Annotated in this window: 16 protein-coding genes; 12 read left to right on the top strand and 4 right to left on the bottom strand. The window is 45.8% G+C overall.

The features are described from left to right. The first annotated feature begins 24 nt into the window (after window positions 1-24). The 7 genes from ureA (at window position 25) to ureG (ending at window position 5079) form a co-directional block, all read left to right on the top strand. Entirely contained in the window at window positions 25-327 is a 303-nt protein-coding gene (gene ureA, locus AACU28_RS21475; protein WP_017092435.1) for an urease subunit gamma, read from the top strand. Between the two features lie 11 nt (window positions 328-338). Continuing rightward, a complete protein-coding gene (locus AACU28_RS21470) occupies window positions 339-674 on the top strand; it encodes an urease subunit beta (RefSeq protein WP_004735120.1) in 336 nt (111 codons plus the stop codon). 39 nt (window positions 675-713) lie between these two features. Beyond that, entirely contained in the window at window positions 714-2417 is a 1704-nt protein-coding gene (gene ureC / locus AACU28_RS21465) for an urease subunit alpha (protein ID WP_121603574.1), read from the top strand. 130 nt (window positions 2418-2547) lie between these two features. Continuing rightward, window positions 2548-3000, top strand: coding sequence for an urease accessory protein UreE (gene ureE, locus AACU28_RS21460; protein WP_017080288.1), 453 nt, complete (start codon window positions 2548-2550; stop codon window positions 2998-3000). A 74-nt stretch (window positions 3001-3074) separates the two neighbouring features. Then, window positions 3075-3671 carry a HupE/UreJ family protein gene (locus AACU28_RS21455; protein ID WP_121603573.1) on the top strand — a complete coding sequence of 199 codons (597 nt, stop codon included), beginning with the start codon at window positions 3075-3077 and terminating at the stop codon, window positions 3669-3671. A 42-nt stretch (window positions 3672-3713) separates the two neighbouring features. Then, the gene (locus AACU28_RS21450) at window positions 3714-4394 is read left to right on the top strand and encodes an urease accessory protein UreF (RefSeq protein WP_054542213.1); all 681 of its coding nucleotides are present in this window, start codon (window positions 3714-3716) and stop codon (window positions 4392-4394) included. A 46-nt stretch (window positions 4395-4440) separates the two neighbouring features. Beyond that, a complete protein-coding gene (gene ureG, locus AACU28_RS21445) occupies window positions 4441-5079 on the top strand; it encodes an urease accessory protein UreG (RefSeq protein ID WP_121603572.1) in 639 nt (212 codons plus the stop codon). 108 nt (window positions 5080-5187) lie between these two features. Here the strand turns inward: ureG and xseA are convergent, their stop codons facing one another. Next, window positions 5188-6534, bottom strand: a complete 1347-nt coding sequence (xseA, locus tag AACU28_RS21440) for an exodeoxyribonuclease VII large subunit (RefSeq protein WP_121603571.1) — start codon at window positions 6532-6534, stop codon at window positions 5188-5190. 269 nt (window positions 6535-6803) lie between these two features. On the opposite strand from xseA, the gene guaB reads away from it, so the two are divergent. The 5 genes from guaB (at window position 6804) to AACU28_RS21415 (ending at window position 15133) form a co-directional block, all read left to right on the top strand. Then, a complete protein-coding gene (gene guaB / locus AACU28_RS21435; RefSeq protein ID WP_004735127.1) occupies window positions 6804-8267 on the top strand; it encodes an IMP dehydrogenase in 1464 nt (487 codons plus the stop codon). Between the two features lie 202 nt (window positions 8268-8469). Further along, window positions 8470-10023 (top strand): glutamine-hydrolyzing GMP synthase, encoded by a 1554-nt coding sequence (gene guaA, locus AACU28_RS21430; RefSeq protein WP_017079884.1) that lies wholly within the window; start codon window positions 8470-8472, stop codon window positions 10021-10023. A gap of 323 nt (window positions 10024-10346) precedes the next feature. After that, the gene (locus AACU28_RS21425; RefSeq protein WP_121603570.1) at window positions 10347-12059 is read left to right on the top strand and encodes a chitinase; all 1713 of its coding nucleotides are present in this window, start codon (window positions 10347-10349) and stop codon (window positions 12057-12059) included. Window positions 12060-12332: 273 nt separating this feature from the next. After that, the gene (locus tag AACU28_RS21420; protein WP_121603569.1) at window positions 12333-13883 is read left to right on the top strand and encodes a Na+/H+ antiporter NhaC family protein; all 1551 of its coding nucleotides are present in this window, start codon (window positions 12333-12335) and stop codon (window positions 13881-13883) included. Between the two features lie 656 nt (window positions 13884-14539). Continuing rightward, window positions 14540-15133: an acetate uptake transporter gene (locus AACU28_RS21415; protein WP_108195564.1), complete on the top strand. Its 594-nt coding sequence runs from the start codon at window positions 14540-14542 to the stop codon at window positions 15131-15133. 159 nt (window positions 15134-15292) lie between these two features. Here the strand turns inward: AACU28_RS21415 and AACU28_RS21410 are convergent, their stop codons facing one another. The 3 genes from AACU28_RS21410 to AACU28_RS21400 all read right to left on the bottom strand — a co-directional run bounded on the left by AACU28_RS21410 (window position 15293) and on the right by AACU28_RS21400 (window position 19582). Continuing rightward, window positions 15293-16840: an alanine/glycine:cation symporter family protein gene (locus AACU28_RS21410; protein WP_017084421.1), complete on the bottom strand. Its 1548-nt coding sequence runs from the start codon at window positions 16838-16840 to the stop codon at window positions 15293-15295. Window positions 16841-17296: 456 nt separating this feature from the next. Further along, the gene (locus AACU28_RS21405; protein WP_121603568.1) at window positions 17297-18637 is read right to left on the bottom strand and encodes an MBL fold metallo-hydrolase; all 1341 of its coding nucleotides are present in this window, start codon (window positions 18635-18637) and stop codon (window positions 17297-17299) included. A 177-nt stretch (window positions 18638-18814) separates the two neighbouring features. After that, complete coding sequence (locus tag AACU28_RS21400; RefSeq protein WP_121603567.1) at window positions 18815-19582, bottom strand: 1-acylglycerol-3-phosphate O-acyltransferase; 768 nt, start codon at window positions 19580-19582, stop codon at window positions 18815-18817. Window positions 19583-19776 lie beyond the last annotated feature (194 nt).

Here is a 19776-nt window from a genome sequence, read left to right as displayed (position 1 = left end):
ACAACACTAACAGCGGGCGGCTAAATGGAATTAACACCAAGAGAAAAAGATAAGCTACTTATCTTCTGCGCAGGAATGCTGGCACAGCAGCGCAAACAAAAAGGCTTAAAACTCAACTACCCAGAATCTATTGCACTGATCAGCAGTGCCATTCTCGAAGGTGCCCGTGAGGGTAGAACAGTTTCAGAATTAATGGATTTTGGACGCACACTGCTTACTGTCGATGACGTTATGGAGGGGATCCCTTCCATGATCCCTGATGTACAAGTCGAAGCCACTTTTCCTGATGGCACCAAGCTGGTGACCGTTCATGAACCTATCGTGTAGAGAGAAGTAATATGGCTGGTTCCACAAAACAATACTCAGGATTCGTTCCCGGAAAAGTCGAAACCGCTCCCGGTGACATCACTCTCAATGAAGGCCGCGACACAACGTCCGTTAAGGTGCAAAACATTGGCGATCGTCCTGTTCAAATTGGCTCTCATTACCACTTCTATGAAGCAAACCCTTCGCTGATCTTTGACCGAGAAGCCACTAAAGGCTTTCGACTCAATATCCCTGCGGGTACTGCAACCCGCTTTGAGCCGGGTCAGTCGCGCAGCGTCGAGTTAGTGCGTTACGCCGGTAAGTTAGAGATCTATGGCTTCCAAGGAAAGGTGATGGGCAAGCTCTAAGCGCTCCCACGGAATAATGAAAATAACAAAGGATTGAACATGGCGACGATATCCAGACAGGCTTATGCCGAAATGTTTGGGCCAACAGTCGGTGACCGAGTGCGTCTTGCTGACACTGATTTATGGCTAGAAGTTGAAAAGGATTACACGATATACGGCGACGAAGTGAAGTTCGGCGGCGGTAAAGTTATCCGTGATGGACAAGGGCAAAGCCAGCGTCCAAGTGCCGAAACTCCAGATTTGGTGATCACCAATGCGATTGTGTTGGATTACTGGGGCATCGTAAAAGCCGATATAGCAGTCAAAGATGGTCGAGTTCAGGCATTGGGTAAAGCGGGCAACCCAGATGTTCAACCGGGCGTTGATATTGTGATCGGCCCGGGCACGGAGATTTTAGCGGGCGAAGGTTCAATCTTGACTGCTGGTGGCATTGATTCACACATCCACTTTATTTGCCCACAACAGATTGAAGAAGCACTGGCGTCGGGTGTGACAACCATGATCGGCGGTGGTACTGGGCCAAACACCGGCACTAACGCAACCACATGTACTCCGGGGCCTTGGAACATGCACCGTATGCTGGAATCGCTCGATCAATTCCCAATGAACTTTGGTTTGTTAGGCAAAGGCAATGCCAGCCAGCCAGAAGCTCTACGCGAACAAGTAGCGGCAGGTGCAGTGGGTTTGAAGTTGCATGAGGACTGGGGAACCACTCCCGCTTCAATCGATACCTGCTTAAATGTGGCTGACGAGATGGACGTACAAGTTGCGATTCATACCGACACTCTGAATGAATCTGGTTTTGTTGAATCGACACTTGGCGCAATCGGTGATCGCGTGATTCATACCTATCACACCGAAGGTGCGGGCGGTGGTCATGCTCCCGATATTATTCGTGCGGCAGGCGAACCTAACGTTCTGCCTTCATCGACTAACCCAACACGACCTTACACCATCAATACCGTCGATGAGCATTTGGATATGTTGATGGTGTGTCATCACCTTTCACCATCGATTGCTGAAGATGTCGCGTTCGCCGAATCGCGTATTCGCCGTGAAACCATTGCCGCAGAAGACATTCTTCATGACTTAGGCGCGTTCTCGATGATCGCTTCGGATTCACAAGCTATGGGGCGAGTGGGTGAAGTAATAACTCGAACTTGGCAAACCGCGCACAAGATGAAAGTTCAGCGCGGCAGCCTAAAAGAAGATTCAGACTACAGCGATAACTTCCGATTAAGACGCTATGTCGCTAAGTACACCATCAACCCAGCGATCACTCATGGTATGTCTCATGAAATCGGCTCTATTGAAGCAGGAAAGCTGGCTGATTTAGTGTTGTGGAAGCCCGCTTTCTTTGGTGTGAAACCGAGTGTGATTTTGAAAGGCGGCATGATCGCCATGGCGCCGATGGGTGACCCAAACGCTTCAATCCCAACCCCTCAGCCAGTTCACTACCGATCTATGTTTGGTAGCTATGGCAAGGCATGTCAAAACACATCAATGCTGTTTGTCTCTAAGGAAGCCAAAGCGCAGAACATTGATAAACAGTTGGGTCTGCAGAGTTTGATTAGCGTAGTAAGTAACTGCCGAAACATTAGCAAAGCCGACATGAAGCTCAATGATTGGATGCCGAAGATTGAGGTGGACTCTCAGACGTATCAAGTACGCGCCGATGGTGAACTGCTAACGTGTGAGCCTGCTGAAGAACTACCAATGGCACAACGGTATTTTCTATTTTAAGAGCTCGGCTGAAGGCTTTTATTTTAGCGCTGAGCTGAAGGCTCTTGTTCTAGCTCTTAGCTAAGGGCTTTTAGGCTGAAGGCTCCTAATTTAAACGTTATAAATCTCACAAGGAGATTGAGGTAATAGCATGATTGAACTGACTCAACTGAATACTAAAATACAAAATGCACCGGACGGCTACTTAAGCCTGCCGATCGATAGCCGCATTAAAAGTCGTCTTAAGGTGATGCTCGATGACGGGCGTAATGCCGGCCTGTTTCTACCACGAGGTCATATCTTGCGTGGCGGCGAACAACTCTCAAGTGAATGCGGTTTAGTCGTAGAAGTGAAAGCGGCACCAGAAACCGTTTCGACTGTTTACTGTGAAGACTTGCTCCTGTTAACGCGAGTGGCGTATCACCTTGGTAACCGTCATGTTCCGCTGCAAGTGGAAGCGGGTTGGGTTCGTTATCAACACGACCATGTTTTAGATGAAATGGTTGAAGGCTTAGGCGCGAAAGTGACCACCGAGAAACAACCGTTTGAACCAGAAGGCGGTGCTTATGGCGGTCGCTCTGGTGGACATCATCACCATCATTAATCGAGTCATTTGAGACTCACCCATTTATTAGATACAACCACGATATTAATAACTATAAACGCAAGGAACTCGCGATGAATTTTAAAACAGCTGCAGGCTTATGCACTTTCACAATAGCTTCTCTAACAACATCAACGATGGCTTTCGCTCACCCAGGACATGGAGCGCATTCAGTTCATGAGTCTCACTCGTTTATGTCTGGCTTAACTCACCCTGTGACTGGTATGGATCATCTGATCATGCTGATCGCTTTCGGTTTATTAATTGGCGCACTGTCATTTTCCACCAAGACAAAAGCAGCTCTGATTGGCGGTGGATTGGTGTCTTTGGTGGTAGGGCTTATCGCAGGCCAAGCCCTAGGTTTCTCTGTGATTGTTGAGCCTGCCATTATCGCTTCTCTGTTCATTGTCAGCTTATGTTTATGGCACGTGTTCTCACCATCAACCAAGCGTGTGAACAGCGTATTAGTCGCTTCGATTGCTATGTTGTTTTTCCATGGTTACGCACACGGCGTTGAAGCCGCGAGCAACCTGACTCAGTTCGCAACAGGCATGAGTATCAGTGCTTTGGCTCTGATGGTTATCGGTACTTTTGTTGGTCGCGCGGTTTACTCTAAATGGTTGTCAGTCGGCGTGGCTTCAGCAAGCGCACTATTGCTGTTAGGCGCGTAGGCTCTCGAACTTATTTGATTCTAGAAGACTGAGGGCACGGTTATGACCACAACAGAAAATGTCGCCATCTATCGTCTGTTTCAATTGATCAGTCCGTCATTGCCAATTGGTGGGTTCACTTACTCGCAAGGTTTAGAGTTAGCGGTTGAAGCGGGGTGGGTGACCGATCGCAACAGCATGGAGCAGTGGCTCAATACCATCGTTAGTTCCAGTGTCGCGACTTTGGAATTACCCATCTTAGAGCGTCTTTATCACGCGCTAGAAAAGGGTGAAATCGATGAGATTGAGCATTGGTGTAACTACTTATACTCAAGCCGTGAAACCAGTGAATTGCGAGCGGAAGAAAAGCAGCGTGGGCATGCATTGAACACCTTGTTGAAGCGCTTGGATATCGATATTTCGCTGGTGGATTCTGTTGATAGTCATCCAAACCAATTGTTGGGAATGTGTATGGCAGCTCAACATTGGGGTATTGATTTAGAAAGCCTCAAACAAGGTTATTTATGGAGTTGGCTTGAAAACATCGTTACCGCAGGCGTGAAACTGGTGCCTTTAGGGCAAACCGATGGTCAGTTGGCATTGATTAATATCACCAACACGTTTCCCGAGATCATTGAGAAAGCACGCTCGATAGAAGATTGGATGATAGGCAGCTTTTCGCCTTCGATGGCATTAGCGAGTTCACTGCACGAAACACAATACACACGACTATTTCGTTCGTAGCGGTTAGCGCGAACGATGTAGCAAAAAGAATATAAGGAAGTAGACAATGGAAAGTTATAAGCAACCACTTCGAATTGGTATTGGCGGCCCGGTAGGGTCTGGTAAAACAGCATTGTTAGAGGTTCTATGTAAGGCTATTAGAGACAAGCTCAACATTGCCGTCGTAACCAATGATATCTACACCCAAGAAGACGCAAAGATACTCACGCGAGCAGAAGCGCTGGAACCAGATCGCATCATTGGTGTTGAAACGGGGGGCTGTCCGCACACGGCGATCCGTGAAGATGCGTCGATGAACTTAGCTGCCGTAGAAGAGCTTGCTAAGTTACATAAGAACCTCGATGTGGTGTTCGTCGAAAGCGGTGGCGACAACCTCAGTGCCACGTTCAGTCCTGAATTAGCCGACCTGACTATCTATGTAATCGATGTAGCAGAAGGGGAGAAGATCCCACGTAAAGGCGGGCCGGGTATTACGCGTTCTGATCTGCTAGTCATCAACAAGATCGATTTAGCACCGTATGTTGGTGCGTCACTTGAGGTGATGGAGCAAGACACACAACGCATGCGTCCAACCAAGCCATATGTGTTCACCAACCTAAAAGAGAGCCAAGGCTTAGATTTCATCATCAACTTTATTGTGACGGAAGGGATGCTGACGATGAAGGAGTCTTCTACGACTGAGTAGGATTTGAATCCGTTCGTTTTCTTTTGAAGCCAGTAGATACAAAAAAGCCCTGTCGATTATTCGATAGGGCTTTCTGGTTTTAAATGATTTTTAACGTCCTAGTTGAATCTAAAGCTCGCTCTTCGCGACTCTTGTTGTTACTTGCGATTCAATTACACCGTCTTCAATTTGGGTGGTGATCACTTCACCAACTTCGACGTCGTTAATCGATGACACGGTCTTACTCGATGCTGAATGAGTAATGCTGTAGCCACGCTTTAGGGTAGCAAGTGGACTAACGGTCTCTAACTTCTCGGCAGCCATGGCTAGCTGGTGGCGAGTGGTTAGCAGTGTTTTATCCATTGCATCCAATAGTTTTTGCTCTGAACGTTGTAGATGCAGTTTTTGTTCACCAAGGCGCTTTACTGGTGAGTTCAGCTGAAGCTGGTGCTGTTTACGTTCAACACGCTGTGCATGTTGTTTTAGGTATTGAGTCATACCACGACGCAAACGCATGTCTAGGTCATCAAGCTGCTGACTCTGCTTTTGCAGTTGGTAGCTCGGGTGTTGTTTCTCTAAGCGGTATTTCAACGTTTGAGTTGATTGTGCTTGTTTGATTAGCACATGACGAATCGCACTCACTAAACGAGCACGTTTAGACGCATAAGCTTGCTCTTTATGACTGTTGTCACGGCTAACCAATTCAGCGGCTGCTGATGGCGTTGGAGCTCGCATGTCTGCGACGAAATCGGCGATAGTGACGTCAACTTCGTGGCCAACGGCGCTGATAATCGGTATTTGGCTTGCTGCAATTGTGCGAGCGACGATCTCGTTATTGAAACACCATAAGTCTTCTAATGAACCGCCACCACGACCAACGATCAATACATCACATTCGTCGCGCTCATTCGCACGCCCAATCGCTTGAGCGATCTGAATCGAAGCTCCTTCACCTTGTACCATGGTCGGATATACGATGACTGGCAATGAAGGGTCGCGTCTCTTGAGAACATCGAGAATATCGAAGAGGGCTGCGCCTGTTTTAGAGGTGATGACACCGACGCACTTAGGATGTTCTGGCAGAATTTGTTTACTGGACTGAGCAAATAAGCCTTCCGCCGCCAAGTTCATCTTAAGTTTTTCAAACTCTTGCTGAAGCTTACCGTCACCCTCTGGCTGCATGCTTTCGATGATGAGTTGATAGTCACCGCGTGGCTCATAAAGAGAAAGACGAGCTTTGACTAGAACTTGATTACCGTTCTGAGGCTTAAACGTTACACGGCGGTTATTGCCACGAAACATAGCGCACTTAACTTGAGCGCGAGAGTCTTTAAGCGTGAGGTACCAGTGACCAGAGACAGGTGCAGAGAAATTTGAGATTTCACCAACGAGCCAGACTATTCCCATTTCGTTTTCTAATAGGAGACGAACCTCTGAGTTGAGGCGAGAAACAGTAAAGATGTTTGGATTAGTCATAGAAGCACTATCTTTCCTTGAAGGAAGGTCTTTCTTGGAATCTCACAGGGCGTGAGTATGGAAGATAGCGGCAATATAATACATAGCAAGGGGGTAAATGCAAATTAAAAACACAAAAATGTGTAGCCAAGCGATTTCGTTGGCCGTATAATCCGTCCGCAATATCTAATCCAAATGCAGTTTGATTTTCCTTAATTGGCTGCCCTCATTAGGCGAAACGATGAGATTGGATTGTTTCTTTTTACTCCTATTATTGTGAGATATTGCAAATGCTAAGAATTGCCAAAGAAGCGCTGACATTCGACGACGTACTGCTAGTGCCAGCACACTCCACCGTTCTCCCTAATACAGCTGATCTTCGCACTCAGCTGACGAAGAATATTTCCCTAAACATCCCAATGATCTCTGCATCGATGGATACTGTGACAGAAGCTCGCCTAGCGATTGCACTGGCACAAGAAGGCGGAATAGGCTTCATTCATAAGAACATGTCTATTGAACAGCAAGCAGAAATGGTTCGCCAGGTTAAAATTTACGAAGCAGGTGTGGTTTCTCACCCTGTTACTGTAAACCCTGATGCGACAATCGCTGATGTTGTAGCCCTTACTCAAAAACACGGCTTTGCCGGTTTCCCTGTTGTTACTGAAACAAACGAACTTGTTGGTATTATTACTGGCCGTGACGTTCGCTTTGTGACTGACCTTTCTAAGAAAGTTGATGTAGTAATGACGCCTAAAGCTCGCCTTGCTTCTGTTAAAGAAGGTGCAACTCGTGAAGAAGTTCAAGAGAAAATGCACGAAGCGCGCGTTGAAAAAGTTCTTGTTGTAAATGATGACTTCCAACTAACGGGAATGATCACTGCAAAAGATTTCCATAAAGCAGAACGTAAACCAAACGCTTGTAAAGATGAGCGCGGCAGCCTACGTGTAGGTGCAGCTGTTGGTGCTGGTGCTGGTAACGAAGAGCGCGTTGCTGCTCTAGTTGAAGCTGGCGTAGACGTTCTACTTATCGACTCTTCACACGGTCACTCTGAAGGCGTACTTAACCGTATCCGTGATACGCGTGCTGCATACCCTGATCTACAAATCATCGGTGGTAACGTAGCAACTGGCGCTGGCGCTCGTGCTCTTATCGAAGCGGGTGTTAGTGCGGTTAAAGTAGGTATCGGCCCGGGTTCAATCTGTACGACTCGCATCGTTACTGGTGTTGGTGTTCCTCAAGTAACAGCAATCGCAGACGCAGCTGAAGTGGCTAACGAATACGGTATTCCAGTAATCGCAGATGGCGGCATTCGCTTCTCTGGCGATATCTGTAAAGCTATCGTTGCTGGCGCATCTTGTGTGATGGTTGGTTCAATGTTCGCGGGTACTGAAGAAGCACCGGGTGAAGTTATCCTTTATAACGGTCGTTCTTACAAGTCTTACCGTGGTATGGGTTCTCTTGGCGCTATGTCTCAAGGTTCTTCTGATCGTTACTTCCAATCTGACAACGCTGCAGACAAGCTTGTTCCAGAAGGTATTGAAGGTCGTATCGCATACAAAGGTCGTCTAAAAGAGATCGTTCACCAACAGATGGGCGGCTTACGCTCAAGCATGGGCCTAACGGGTTCTGCAACTGTTGAAGACATGCGTACTAAAGCTGAGTTTGTTCGTATCTCTGGTGCGGGCATGAAAGAATCTCACGTACACGATGTTCAAATCACGAAAGAAGCACCTAACTACCGTTTAGGTTAATAATACGTCCGAACGTTTGAATAATGTGCTGATTTAGTCGGCACATTATTTTATCTACCGTCTGTTTTGTTAAAAGTCCGATTTTCTCAAAACACGTGGTTAAAGATATCTAACGAAAACGTTTGCTTTATTTCTTGAAGAGTTAATCAGAGGTGAGTAAACTCGCCTCCGTTTTATCACATAGCCAATAAGACTGCTTACAATGACTAAAAATATTCATGACCAACGTATTCTAATTCTGGACTTCGGTTCTCAATACACACAGCTAGTAGCTCGTCGTATTCGTGAGATCGGTGTTTACTGTGAACTTTGGAGCTGGGACGTAGAAGAAGCGGATATTCGTGAATTCAATCCAGACGGCATCATCCTATCTGGTGGCCCTGAAAGTGTAACGGAAGAGAATTCTCCACGTGCACCTCAGTACGTATTTGATTCAGGTGTTCCTGTCTTCGGTATCTGCTACGGCATGCAAACGATGGCTGAGCAACTTGGCGGTAAAGTAGCAACGTCTACTGAGCGCGAGTTCGGCTACGCAGCGGTACAAGTTACGGGTGAATCTGCACTTTTCGCTGACCTTGAGACGACTCAAGATGTTTGGATGAGCCACGGTGACAAAGTAGTTGAAATCCCTGCTGATTTTACAAAAATCGCAGAGACAGACACTTGCCCATACGCAGCAATGGCAAACGAAGATAAGAAATACTACGGTGTTCAATTTCACCCAGAAGTAACGCACACTAAAAACGGCCTAAAAATGCTTGAGAACTTCGTTCTTAACGCGTGTGGTTGTGAAGGTCTGTGGACTTCAGCGTCTATCATTGAAGATGCAGTTGCACGTATTAAAGAACAAGTAGGTGACGACGAAGTTATCCTTGGTCTTTCTGGTGGTGTTGATTCATCAGTAGTAGCGATGCTTGCTCACCGTGCTATCGGCGACAAACTAACATGTGTATTTGTTGATAACGGCCTTCTTCGTTTAAACGAAGGCGAGCAGGTTATGGACATGTTTGGTGACAAATTCGGCCTTAACATCATTAAAGTTGATGCTGAAGAACGTTTCCTTAACGCTCTGGAAGGTGAAGCTGAACCAGAAGCGAAACGTAAGATCATCGGTCACGTATTCGTAGATATCTTCGACGAAGAGTCTAAGAAGCTGAAGAATGCTAAATGGCTTGCTCAGGGTACTATCTACCCAGACGTCATCGAGTCTGCAGCATCTAAGACTGGCAAAGCACACGTAATCAAATCTCACCACAACGTTGGTGGCCTTCCTGATGATATGGAAATGGGCCTTGTTGAGCCTCTGCGTGAGCTGTTTAAAGATGAAGTACGTAAGATCGGCCTAGAGCTTGGTCTTCCATACAACATGCTTTACCGCCACCCATTCCCGGGTCCAGGTCTAGGTGTTCGTGTACTTGGCGAAGTGAAGAAAGAGTACTGTGATTTACTGCGTCGTGCTGATGCTATCTTCATTGAAGAGCTTCACGCTGCTGACCTTTACCACAAAGTATCTCAAGCATTCACGGTATTCCTACCAGTACGTTCAGTTGGCGTAATGGGCGATGGCCGTAAGTACGATTGGGTTGTATCTCTACGTGCTGTAGAAACTATCGACTTCATGACTGCTCACTGGGCACACCTACCATACGACTTCCTAGGTAAGGTTTCTAACCGTATTATCAACGAAGTTAACGGCATTTCACGTGTTGTTTACGATATTTCTGGTAAGCCACCAGCAACTATCGAGTGGGAATAATCTCTTAGAGATTTAACCAGTTTTGATTTAGCTGTTATTTGACTTAGCCATGATTTGACTTAGTTATTAAAAGCCTCGAACTCAGTTCGGGGCTTTTTTATTTCTGACTCAGGGTATTAAAAGCTTATAGCTGACAACTAAACACCAAATCAGTTGGAAACTAGATATCAGCTCAAGAAACCATGAGACGCTTTGTTGTGTTGAGCTATATATCAAAAAGATCACTCGCACTTTTTATAAATTCACACCGCTACAGCTAGGCCATTTCACATGTGAAGCATACTCTTTGATGGACTTATTAAGGACAGATAAGAGAATCCATCATGTTAAAAATCAAATATTTGGCGACAGTGCTCGGCTGCACATTGGCAGCGCAAAGTCATGCGTCTTTGAACATCCAACCTGATCCGCAAAACCCGAATGGTTACCTTGTTGAAAAGTCGGCCCTACAAGCTGCTGAACAAGCGAAAACATCCGATCCTATGTATGCGATCTGGTCACAAGCATTACAGACTCGTCCCAATAGTATTGTTGAAGCGATAGAACCGGGCTTAGCCTCGAATCCTGAAAACGTGAAACGAGTCGAGCGTGTATTCCCCCAATCTGAATGGGATTTCCTCACTCAGATGGCAGCGCCAGAATATACTTACACTCGCTTCTTACGTGCGATTGGCAAATTCCCAGCCTTCTGTGGAGAGTACACCGACGGCCGTGACTCCGACGCCATTTGTAAAAAGTCCATCATTACGGCCTTTGCTCATTTCTCACAAGAGACGGGCGGTCACATCGCGATAGACAACACCTCTGATAACCCATTAGCTCTAGAAGAGTGGCAGCAAGCGCTGGTGCATGTTCGTGAAATGGGTTGGTCTGAAGGCCAAGAAGGTTATACCACAGGTTGTGGTCAGAACGATTGGCAGAATGCTCGTTGGCCTTGTGCCGCGGGGCAGGGTTACTTTGGGCGTGGTGCTAAACAGCTTTCTTACCATTTTAACTACGGCGCTTTCTCGGAAGTGATGTTTGATGGCGATGCAACGGTGTTACTGAATAATCCGGGCTTAGTCGCTGATTCTTGGCTGAACTTGGCTTCTGCTATCTGGTTCTTCCTTACTCCTCAAGCACCCAAACCAGCCATGCTGCACGTGATTGACCGTACTTGGACGCCCTCTCAACGCGAATTAGATGCGGGCATTGGTTATGGATTTGGTACCACGATCAATGTGATTAATGGTGGTATCGAGTGTGGGGAGCAGAACAAAGACAAAGGCCAACCTGTTAACCGTATTCGTTACTGGGAAGGGCTAGCGGCGCACTATCAAATTCCGGTAGAAGTGGATGAAACTAATACTTGTTGGCAGCAAACGCCTTACGGAAGCTTGAATCTCAACGGCGCGACCGATGTGTTGTACACCAACTGGGATGGCAACTGGAAATACTACGCAGACCGCCCAGAAGGCTACTCATTTGAATGTGAGTTGGTTGGATTCCAAACGGCATATTCAGCGCTAGTGGCTGGCGATTACGAGAAGTGTGTGACCAACTTTTATGGTTCTCATGCGAGTTGGCCTGAAGTGAAAGTGGTCGATAAGCTTGATCCGGTAGACCCTGGTACTGATCCCGGTGGTAACGGTTGGAGTGCGACGAAGGTTTACAACGCTGGAGACCAAGTTACTCACAACGGTGCAACCTACGAAGCGAAATGGTGGACACAAGGGGATGACCCTGCGAGTGGAGGCCCTTGGAAGTTGATTGCTGGAGAGCCAACACCACCCGTAGTCACCGATCCTGCGCCAGTCGATCCTACACCTGTTGATCCTGCTCCGGTTGACCCAACACCAGTTGAACCACCTGTTACCGAGCCGCCTGTCGTCGTTGACCCATCGATGTTTATCACATGGCAAGCGGGCGTTAGCCAAGTGAGTAACGGTGATAAAGTGACGCATAACGGCAAGTGTTTCGTGGCTAAAAACGGCCCGGGTGTATGGGAAAGCCCTGTTCAGTCGAATTGGTTCTGGGATGAAATTAGCTGTAATTGATTGTTTGAATACTGAAAATCGGTCTAACCGACGAGTTCAGTAGTACGACCATAATGATATAAATAATCAAAAGCCGAAAGTTTCTACTTTCGGCTTTTTTTCGTTTCGAACTTGGCTATCTAAGGAGGGCTATTAGTCTATTTGGCTATGTTGAAGCGCATTTAAAGACTAATTATCCAGTTAGAGGATAAAGTTCTGTACAAATGGAGGTTGTGAATTTATATTCAAATTTAATTTATATTTATTCTTTCATTTTAGGGTTAAGGTGTACCTATGGAACAGACAGATATCACGTCACTCATCCCCATTGTGATTACTTTGGTGTTGTCGTTGGCGACAAGGAATGTAGTGATAGGCCTATTTGCAGGCGTGCTGAGTGGTGTGGCAATGCTCACTGGTATGTTTAGCGAACTTAACCCGCTTGATACGTTTGGCGCCATGGTTAAAGGTTACCTAGTTCCTCAATTGACTGACAGCTACAACGCAGGTGTGATCATGCTGTTGGTGTTCATCGGTGGCTTTGTTGCCTTGATGGAGAAGTCAGGTGGTGGTGTTGCGTTTGCAAAACGTGTTACTCAATGGGTAAGCAATAAATGCCAAGCCCAAATCTCAGCATGGTTTGGTGGAATCGTTATATTTTTCTCAGACTTAGGCACCCCTTTAATTGTTGGCCCTGTTTTTCGTCCTCTTTTCGATAAACTGAAACTCTCAAGACAGAAGCTAGCATTCATCATCGACTCAACCTCGTCGCCCGTCGCTATTCTTATCCCTTTCATTGGATGGGGCGTTTACATCATGAGTCTGATTCAAAAAGAGTTCACGGCGTTGAATATCAACATGTCTGATTGGGATGCTTTCATCGGTGCGATTCCTTTTCAGTTCTACGCATTCCTCGCGATTTTCATCGTCCCGTTAGTGTCCGTTAAAGGTTTAGACTTTGGGCCAATGGCAAAAGCCGAGCGTGATTGCCAAGCGGGAATCGATACTGGCGTGAATAGCGAATCACTGAATCCGTTCTCGCATAAAAATGCAAAGGCATCTTTTGTCTGGGCACCGTTGTTAGTGATGATGCTGGTGTTGTGTGCGATGCTAGTTCCTCAAGGCTTCCCGTTCCAAAAGGTCGCGGGTTCATCGTTCAGAGCAGCTTTATCATCGGCTTATTTCTTTGCGGCGATTACCTTAATCTCACTCATGGCTTACTACGGCGTAAGAAAGCTTTCAGATGGTGTTTCAGTGTATTTAAAAGGCATGGGAAACATGATGCCCGTAGCGATCATTCTAGTATTGGCTTGGGCGTTAAGCACAGTCGGTAAAGAGCTAGGTGCAGCGGCTTATATTGCTGAACAAGCGCAGAGTGGTTTTCCATACTGGTTAGTACCAGCGGTCGCTTTTTTGTTGTCGGCGATTATTTCATTCGCAACGGGATCGTCGTGGGGAACCTTCGCGATTATGATGCCATTGGTTATTCCAACCGCGATTGCGATTGATGCACCGTTACTCGTCGCAATTGGCGCTGTGTTGTCTGGTGGTTTGTTTGGTGACCATTGCTCACCGATCTCTGAAACAACGATTCTTTCTTCAACAGGGGCTGGGTGTGACCAGTTTGAACACTTTAAGACACAGCTTCCTTATGCGTTGATGAACGGCTCTATCGCTTTGGTTAGTTTTGTAGTGGCAGGCTTTACTGGAAGTGCACTGGTTGTGTTGGGCGCTCTTGTTGCTCAGCTTATCCTTGTGACTCTGTTAGCTAAACGCGATGCGAGTAAACACGCTTCTTCAGAAGTTCAATCTCAAGTGCCTGAATCTAAACCACAACAAGCGTAATTTAAGATTACAGGAGAGGGCGAGATTCCTGATATCTCGTCCCTCGATTCTGGAATGACGATTCAATGAATAGATACGGGATGCGAGTAAACGGGTAACGAAAAGCTCGCCCTATTATTACTCGTGTTTGCTATTTAGTTTCACGCTTACTCAATCTCAATACGCTCTTCGTATCTCGTTACCCGCATCTCTGGCCAAACCTCGTCATTCCCTACAGTGAGGAACGAACGCGATAGGGAATCTCTTGCGTTTATCATCGGTGTTTATGTCTCAGAGGAGATTCCAGATATCTCGTCCCTCGATTCTGGAATGACGATCTAATGAATAGATACGGGATGCGAGTAAACGGGTAACGAAAAGCTCGCCCTCTGTTGCCTACGTTTGCTATTAAGGGGGCGCTTACTCAAGTCTAAAGACTCTTTTCGCATCTCGTATCTCGTTACTCGCATCTTTTTTATAGCGTGATAGGGAATCTGCTTACTTATAGTTTCTGTGAATTAATTGGCGTTGTTATGAAACTAATTTTCCATAGGATCATTTACACAATCTTAGTTTGCGATAACTGGATTACCTAGTTGAGCGGTTTATAGATTAAAATTTTCTTACAAATTTTATCGATTTTTTTTAATCAACCACTTTAATAAGGTAAATTCGCAATGTCGACCAAACTAGCTAACCCAGCGCCACTAGGCTTAATGGGTTTCGGTATGACCACTATTCTTCTTAATATCCACAACGCAGGTTTCTTCCCAATGGATTCAATGATCCTTGCGATGGGTATTTTTTACGGTGGTTTGAGCCAAGTTATCGTGGGCACAATGTGTTTCAAACGCGGTGACACGTTCGGTACAACTGCGTTTACTTCTTACGGCCTGTTCTGGTTGTCTTTGGTTGGTTTGATTGTAATGCCTTACATGGGTCTACCAGCAAGCCCTGCAGCATTCATGGGTTGGTACCTACTATTATGGGGCATCTTCACAGGCTTCATGTTCATCGGTTCTCTATGCTACCCAGTAGCGAAGCAAGTAGTATTCGGTTCACTCACTATCTTGTTCTTCCTACTTGCAGCTCGTGATTTCACTGGCAGCGAACTAATCGGCACTATCGCTGGTTTTGAAGGTATCTTCTGTGGCGCTTCAGCTATCTACTTTGCTATGGCACAAGTAATCAACAACGAATACGGCCGTACAGTACTGCCTGTTGGTGAGAAGAAAGCACCTCAAATGGAAACACAAGAAATCGCTGCTTAATACTCTAACTTGGGAACAGTTAGTTTGTTATAAGCCGTTTATTGGTTATGAATAAAACAAAAGGGGTTAGCCGAAATGGCTAACCCCTTTTTTATGCGTTATTAATAGCGCGAGTTAAAGCGATCTATTTATTAAAGCAATCTGTTTGTTAAGGTAATCTTAAGCTGAAGGTTGCTCTACAGGTTTAGTGTCTGCAGCTTCTGCTTCAGGAGACTTACCTGTTTTACGCTTGTACTTCTCTTCCCAGTAAGTAGCACCTTTAATGCCTAGTTTTACAGGGTTGAATGTGTACTCAGTCACACCTTGTTTCTGTTGCTCTTCGTAGTCTGCTAGAGCTTTAAGTGCAGGCTTAGACATGAAGAAGATGATCAGAATACCTACGATGTTTAACCATGCCATCAAGCCAACACCAACATCACCCATTGCCCATGCAAGGTTAGCTGTTTTGACTGTGCCATAGAAAACCGCAGTGATAAGAACTAGCTTAAGTACGAACATCATGCCAGGGATCTTGATGGTACGACGTAGGTAAGCAATATTCGTTTCTGCGATGTAGTAGTAAGCAAGAATCGTTGTAAATGCGAAGAAGAACAGAGCAAATGCGATGAATGGCTTACCAATGCCTGGTAGTGCACTTTCAATAGCAAGCTGTGTAAATACAGGACCATTCGCACCAATGTTTGCTGCTAGGTTCTGAACAAGGAACACGCCTTCAGCGCCGCCGTGAACGTTGTAAGCACCAGTGATGATGATCATGAACGCTGTAGCAGAACATACTAGAAGAGTATCGATGTAGATAGAGAACGCTTGTACCAAACCTTGCTGAGCTGGGTGATCGACATTTGCCGCTGCTGCCGCGTGAGGACCAGTACCTTGACCTGCTTCGTTTGAGTAAACACCACGCTTAACACCCCAACCAATTGCAGCACCAAAGCCCGCCATAGGTGTGAATGCATCGCCAAGAATCATTCCGAAAACAGCTGGCACTTGGCCGATGTTTAGCAAGATGATAACGAACGCGATAATGATGTAAGCCAATGCCATGAATGGAACAACAATTTGTGTGAAGTTCGCAATACGTTTAACACCACCAAAGATGATGAAAGCAAGGATGATAGCAACAACAGTACCAGTGAAAATTTTAGCGAAACTGAATGTACCGATAGCTGTTTCAATCATGTCGCCTGAGCCAAATGCAGCTTCTACAGCATTACCAATACTGTTTGACTGAACACCTGGAAGCAAAATACCACATGCAAAAATAGTCGAGATAGCGAAGATCCATGCGTACCACTTTTGACCCATTGCTTTTTCAATGTAGTAAGCCGGACCGCCACGGAACTGGCCTTCGTCTTCTTCTTTGTAGATTTGCGCTAGCGTAGATTCTGCGTAAGCAGTCGCGGCGCCAAAGAAGGCTACAACCCACATCCAGAATACTGCACCCGGGCCACCGAAACCGATAGCGGCAGCAACACCAGCAATGTTACCTGTACCTACACGGCCAGATAGCGAAACGGCAAGAGCTTGGAAAGACGAGATGCCTTTTGCAGAGCTTTTACCTGATAGTAGCAAGCGCCACATTTCAAAGAAGTGACGGATTTGAACAAATCGAGTCATGATGGAGTAGAACAAACCTGCACCTAAACATAGGTAGATAAGTACTGGGCTCCAGATTATTCCATTCAAAAAATCAACGAATGACTGCATGAGTATTTTCCCTGTTAGTTTTACTTATGATTGTTTTTCGAACAACACAATACTTCACTTGTAACCCAAGTGTTAAATTATTTAACTGCGCATTAGGATTACTGTGACATAAAGCAAGTTACAGAGGGGGTTTGTTAACGCTTAGTTCTAATTCGATAATCGTTCCATTTAACTTTATATGCAACTGTGCGTATTTATTGGCGTTTTGCAGAGTGAATAAATAGTGATTAATACAAAAATGGAAATTTGAGCCATGCAGATGAGACAAAATCGAGAAAAACAGCGGTTAAAATCGCTTAGCATGAACGGCTGATATATGAGTGGTGAGATGGATTTGATTGGAATATATCACCTGCATCGAGTGATCTCGCAGGTATAAGAAACTGTGTTTTTTGAAGGTTCGATAGTTGAGGACTTCATGTTTACTGAGTGAAAGTGGCTAGTTTGATGCGTGTTTTAAACAACCACAAACCCTCGATCCTTTAGTTCTTGAGCGAACTCAGACTGAGTATTTGGCTCACCGTGAATCAAATGCACCTCTTTCGGTGGCGTCGCGATGCCCTCTATAAATCGGTAGAGATCTTCTTTATCAGCATGGGCAGAATAGCCAGACATGCCATGAATTTGAGCATTAACCTCAACGTCTTTGTTATCTATAGAAACCTGCATTTCGCCTTGTTGCAGCTCTCGCCCGAGCGTTCCGTGCGCTTGATAGCCCGCTAAAATCACGTCGGTTCGTTTATCGGGAAGCAAGGCTGATAAGTAGTTCATTATCCTGCCGCCCTGACACATTCCAGAAGCTGCGACCACAATTGCGGGTTCACCTGTCGACTTGAGGCGGTTAACGATTTTCTTGTGCATTCTATGCCCATCAACAGTAATGCATTGTTCAAAAGCGAGTGGGTGACGTTTCAGTTCAAGACGTTGCTTTGCTTCTTGTCCCCACAACTCTTTAAAGCGTCGGTATGAACGCGTCACTTTCTGAGCCATAGGTGAGTCGAGAATAATAGGAATATCGCTGCTGAGTTGATGCTCAAAGATCAGATTTTCGATATCAAACAGCAGTTCTTGTGTTCTGCCGATGCTAAAAGCCGGAATTAAAATAACGCCACCATCAAGCAGCGAACGATCAATGATCGCCTTCAAGCGCTCCGATCGCGTTGCAATATCGTCATGTGTACTGGTGCCGTAAGTTGATTCGATAAATAGGTAATCGGCTTGTTGTGGTGGCAGAGGATCGGGCAGCAGTGGTGTGTTAGTTGGGCCTAAGTCGCCAGAGAAGACTACGACCTCTTGTCTTGGTAACTTAATCTCTATATAGGCCGAACCTAAGATATGCCCTGCAGGTTGAAAACGGGCATACAGAGTATTTGGCCTATGGTGATCCTTTCCGTTGTTTTGCTGTGTGGACGTGATGGGAAACCATTCCCCGTAAGGCTTGGGAGCTATCAACGAATGAATTTTTTTGAGTATCAGCTTCGATTGTTTATTGCTGAGCCCTTGTAGTTTTAACCCATCCTCAATCATTAAAGGAGCGAGTTCAGCGGTGGCTTGCGTGCAATAAATTGGCTGGTTAAATCCACTGGCGAGTAACCAAGGTAATCGGCCAATATGATCAATGTGGGTATGGGTCAGCAGCAGAGCGTTGAGGTGGGAAGTTTCAAATTCAATATCAAGAGAACGTGCATCCGAACCTTGAAAAAGGCCACAGTCGATGAGCACCGCTTGGCCTGAATCTCTTAGTTCGTGATAAGATCCTGTGACAGTATGTTTGCCACCATGGTGAATCACTTTCATCGTTTACTCCCATTGCTCTATAAAGCCATTAACGCCTGTTTTTATTTTGCGGATAAGCGCCGGCATGTAAAACAAGAACAATGAGAGTTGCGATCGTTGAGTGTCTTTTAAAGTAATTGAGCGATGACTTAGTGTATTCGTTGCGAGTTAGCTCTTGTTCCTTCTGTGACTATCTTGTTAGCGCGTAGAAGAACGGTCTGAATCCAGCTCTGGATTTTGTTGAGCCTCTATACGAGCCACTTCGTCATCAAGCTCTGCTATTTTTTCTGCCATGATTGCGTGACAGCGATTGGCCAGTTCTCTAGCGTCGCTGATCTTGTATCCAGACACATCGATAGGTTCAAGCATCTCGGTGATCACAACGCCATTATTAACTCGGTTGAGGTCAATCTTATTGTGTGTGGTGCTGGTACACATCGGGGTGATAGGCACGCCAGCTTCAATCGCCATTCGAAAAGCGCCCGTTTTGAATGGCAGTAGTCCACGCCCTTTACTGCGCGTTCCTTCAGGGTAAACCCAAACAGACAGATTTCGCTGATGAATGGCTTCTGCCACTTGCTTGATCGTATCGCGTGCTTTGGATTTATCTTCGCGGTTAATCATGATGTTACCGGTGATCCAATACAGCAGACCAAAGAAAGGCACATACAACAAATCGCGCTTGCCTAAAGAAACGGTACGAGGCCTTAGCATCCCAGGGTCAGTCACAAAGTCTAATATGCTTTGGTGGTTAGAGATGTAGACGCTTTTTTCTGATGTCGGCGCATTGTCTAGGCCGCGCTGCACCAGTTTTACACCGACGATCTTTTGTAGCTGGTTGAACCAACGACAGAAAACGTAAACATGCTTGGGGTTCTTGGGGCTAAACAAGCAGTAAACAAAAGCACAGAGGGTGGTGAAAATAATAAACACCGTAGCCAAAATAATACGAAGAACAGCAAGCACAATTCACTCCTTACTCACCGCAAGATTGCAGTGATTAAATAGTTTTAGATGCTTGAAGTTTTCACTCTATTTAACCAAATTGCAACAATTAACTGTTATAGGTGGTAATTTTTAGATCTTTATATAAAACAAAGACTAACAATAGATGTTTGACACACTTATCGAGCTTACACGTGTTCACCAGTAATGGTTAA

Source organism: Vibrio sp. SBT000027, from assembly GCF_963894355.1.
Classification (GTDB): domain Bacteria; phylum Pseudomonadota; class Gammaproteobacteria; order Enterobacterales; family Vibrionaceae; genus Vibrio; species Vibrio splendidus.
This window is presented reverse-complemented; position numbering and strand designations above follow the sequence as displayed.

What these genes read in the sequence shown, in the direction of transcription:
- ureE (WP_017080288.1), top strand. Translation starts at nt 2,548, where the DNA reads ATGATTGAACTGACTCAACTGAATACTAAAATACAAAATGCACCGGAC.
- guaA (WP_017079884.1), top strand. Translation starts at nt 8,470, where the DNA reads ATGACTAAAAATATTCATGACCAACGTATTCTAATTCTGGACTTCGGT.
- AACU28_RS21470 (WP_004735120.1), top strand. Translation starts at nt 339, where the DNA reads ATGGCTGGTTCCACAAAACAATACTCAGGATTCGTTCCCGGAAAAGTC.
- ureC (WP_121603574.1), top strand. Translation starts at nt 714, where the DNA reads ATGGCGACGATATCCAGACAGGCTTATGCCGAAATGTTTGGGCCAACA.
- AACU28_RS21420 (WP_121603569.1), top strand. Translation starts at nt 12,333, where the DNA reads ATGGAACAGACAGATATCACGTCACTCATCCCCATTGTGATTACTTTG.
- ureG (WP_121603572.1), top strand. Translation starts at nt 4,441, where the DNA reads ATGGAAAGTTATAAGCAACCACTTCGAATTGGTATTGGCGGCCCGGTA.
- AACU28_RS21415 (WP_108195564.1), top strand. Translation starts at nt 14,540, where the DNA reads ATGTCGACCAAACTAGCTAACCCAGCGCCACTAGGCTTAATGGGTTTC.
- AACU28_RS21450 (WP_054542213.1), top strand. Translation starts at nt 3,714, where the DNA reads ATGACCACAACAGAAAATGTCGCCATCTATCGTCTGTTTCAATTGATC.
- ureA (WP_017092435.1), top strand. Translation starts at nt 25, where the DNA reads ATGGAATTAACACCAAGAGAAAAAGATAAGCTACTTATCTTCTGCGCA.
- AACU28_RS21410 (WP_017084421.1), bottom strand. Translation starts at nt 16,840, where the DNA reads ATGCAGTCATTCGTTGATTTTTTGAATGGAATAATCTGGAGCCCAGTA.
- guaB (WP_004735127.1), top strand. Translation starts at nt 6,804, where the DNA reads ATGCTAAGAATTGCCAAAGAAGCGCTGACATTCGACGACGTACTGCTA.
- AACU28_RS21405 (WP_121603568.1), bottom strand. Translation starts at nt 18,637, where the DNA reads ATGAAAGTGATTCACCATGGTGGCAAACATACTGTCACAGGATCTTAT.
- AACU28_RS21455 (WP_121603573.1), top strand. Translation starts at nt 3,075, where the DNA reads ATGAATTTTAAAACAGCTGCAGGCTTATGCACTTTCACAATAGCTTCT.
- AACU28_RS21425 (WP_121603570.1), top strand. Translation starts at nt 10,347, where the DNA reads ATGTTAAAAATCAAATATTTGGCGACAGTGCTCGGCTGCACATTGGCA.
- xseA (WP_121603571.1), bottom strand. Translation starts at nt 6,534, where the DNA reads ATGACTAATCCAAACATCTTTACTGTTTCTCGCCTCAACTCAGAGGTT.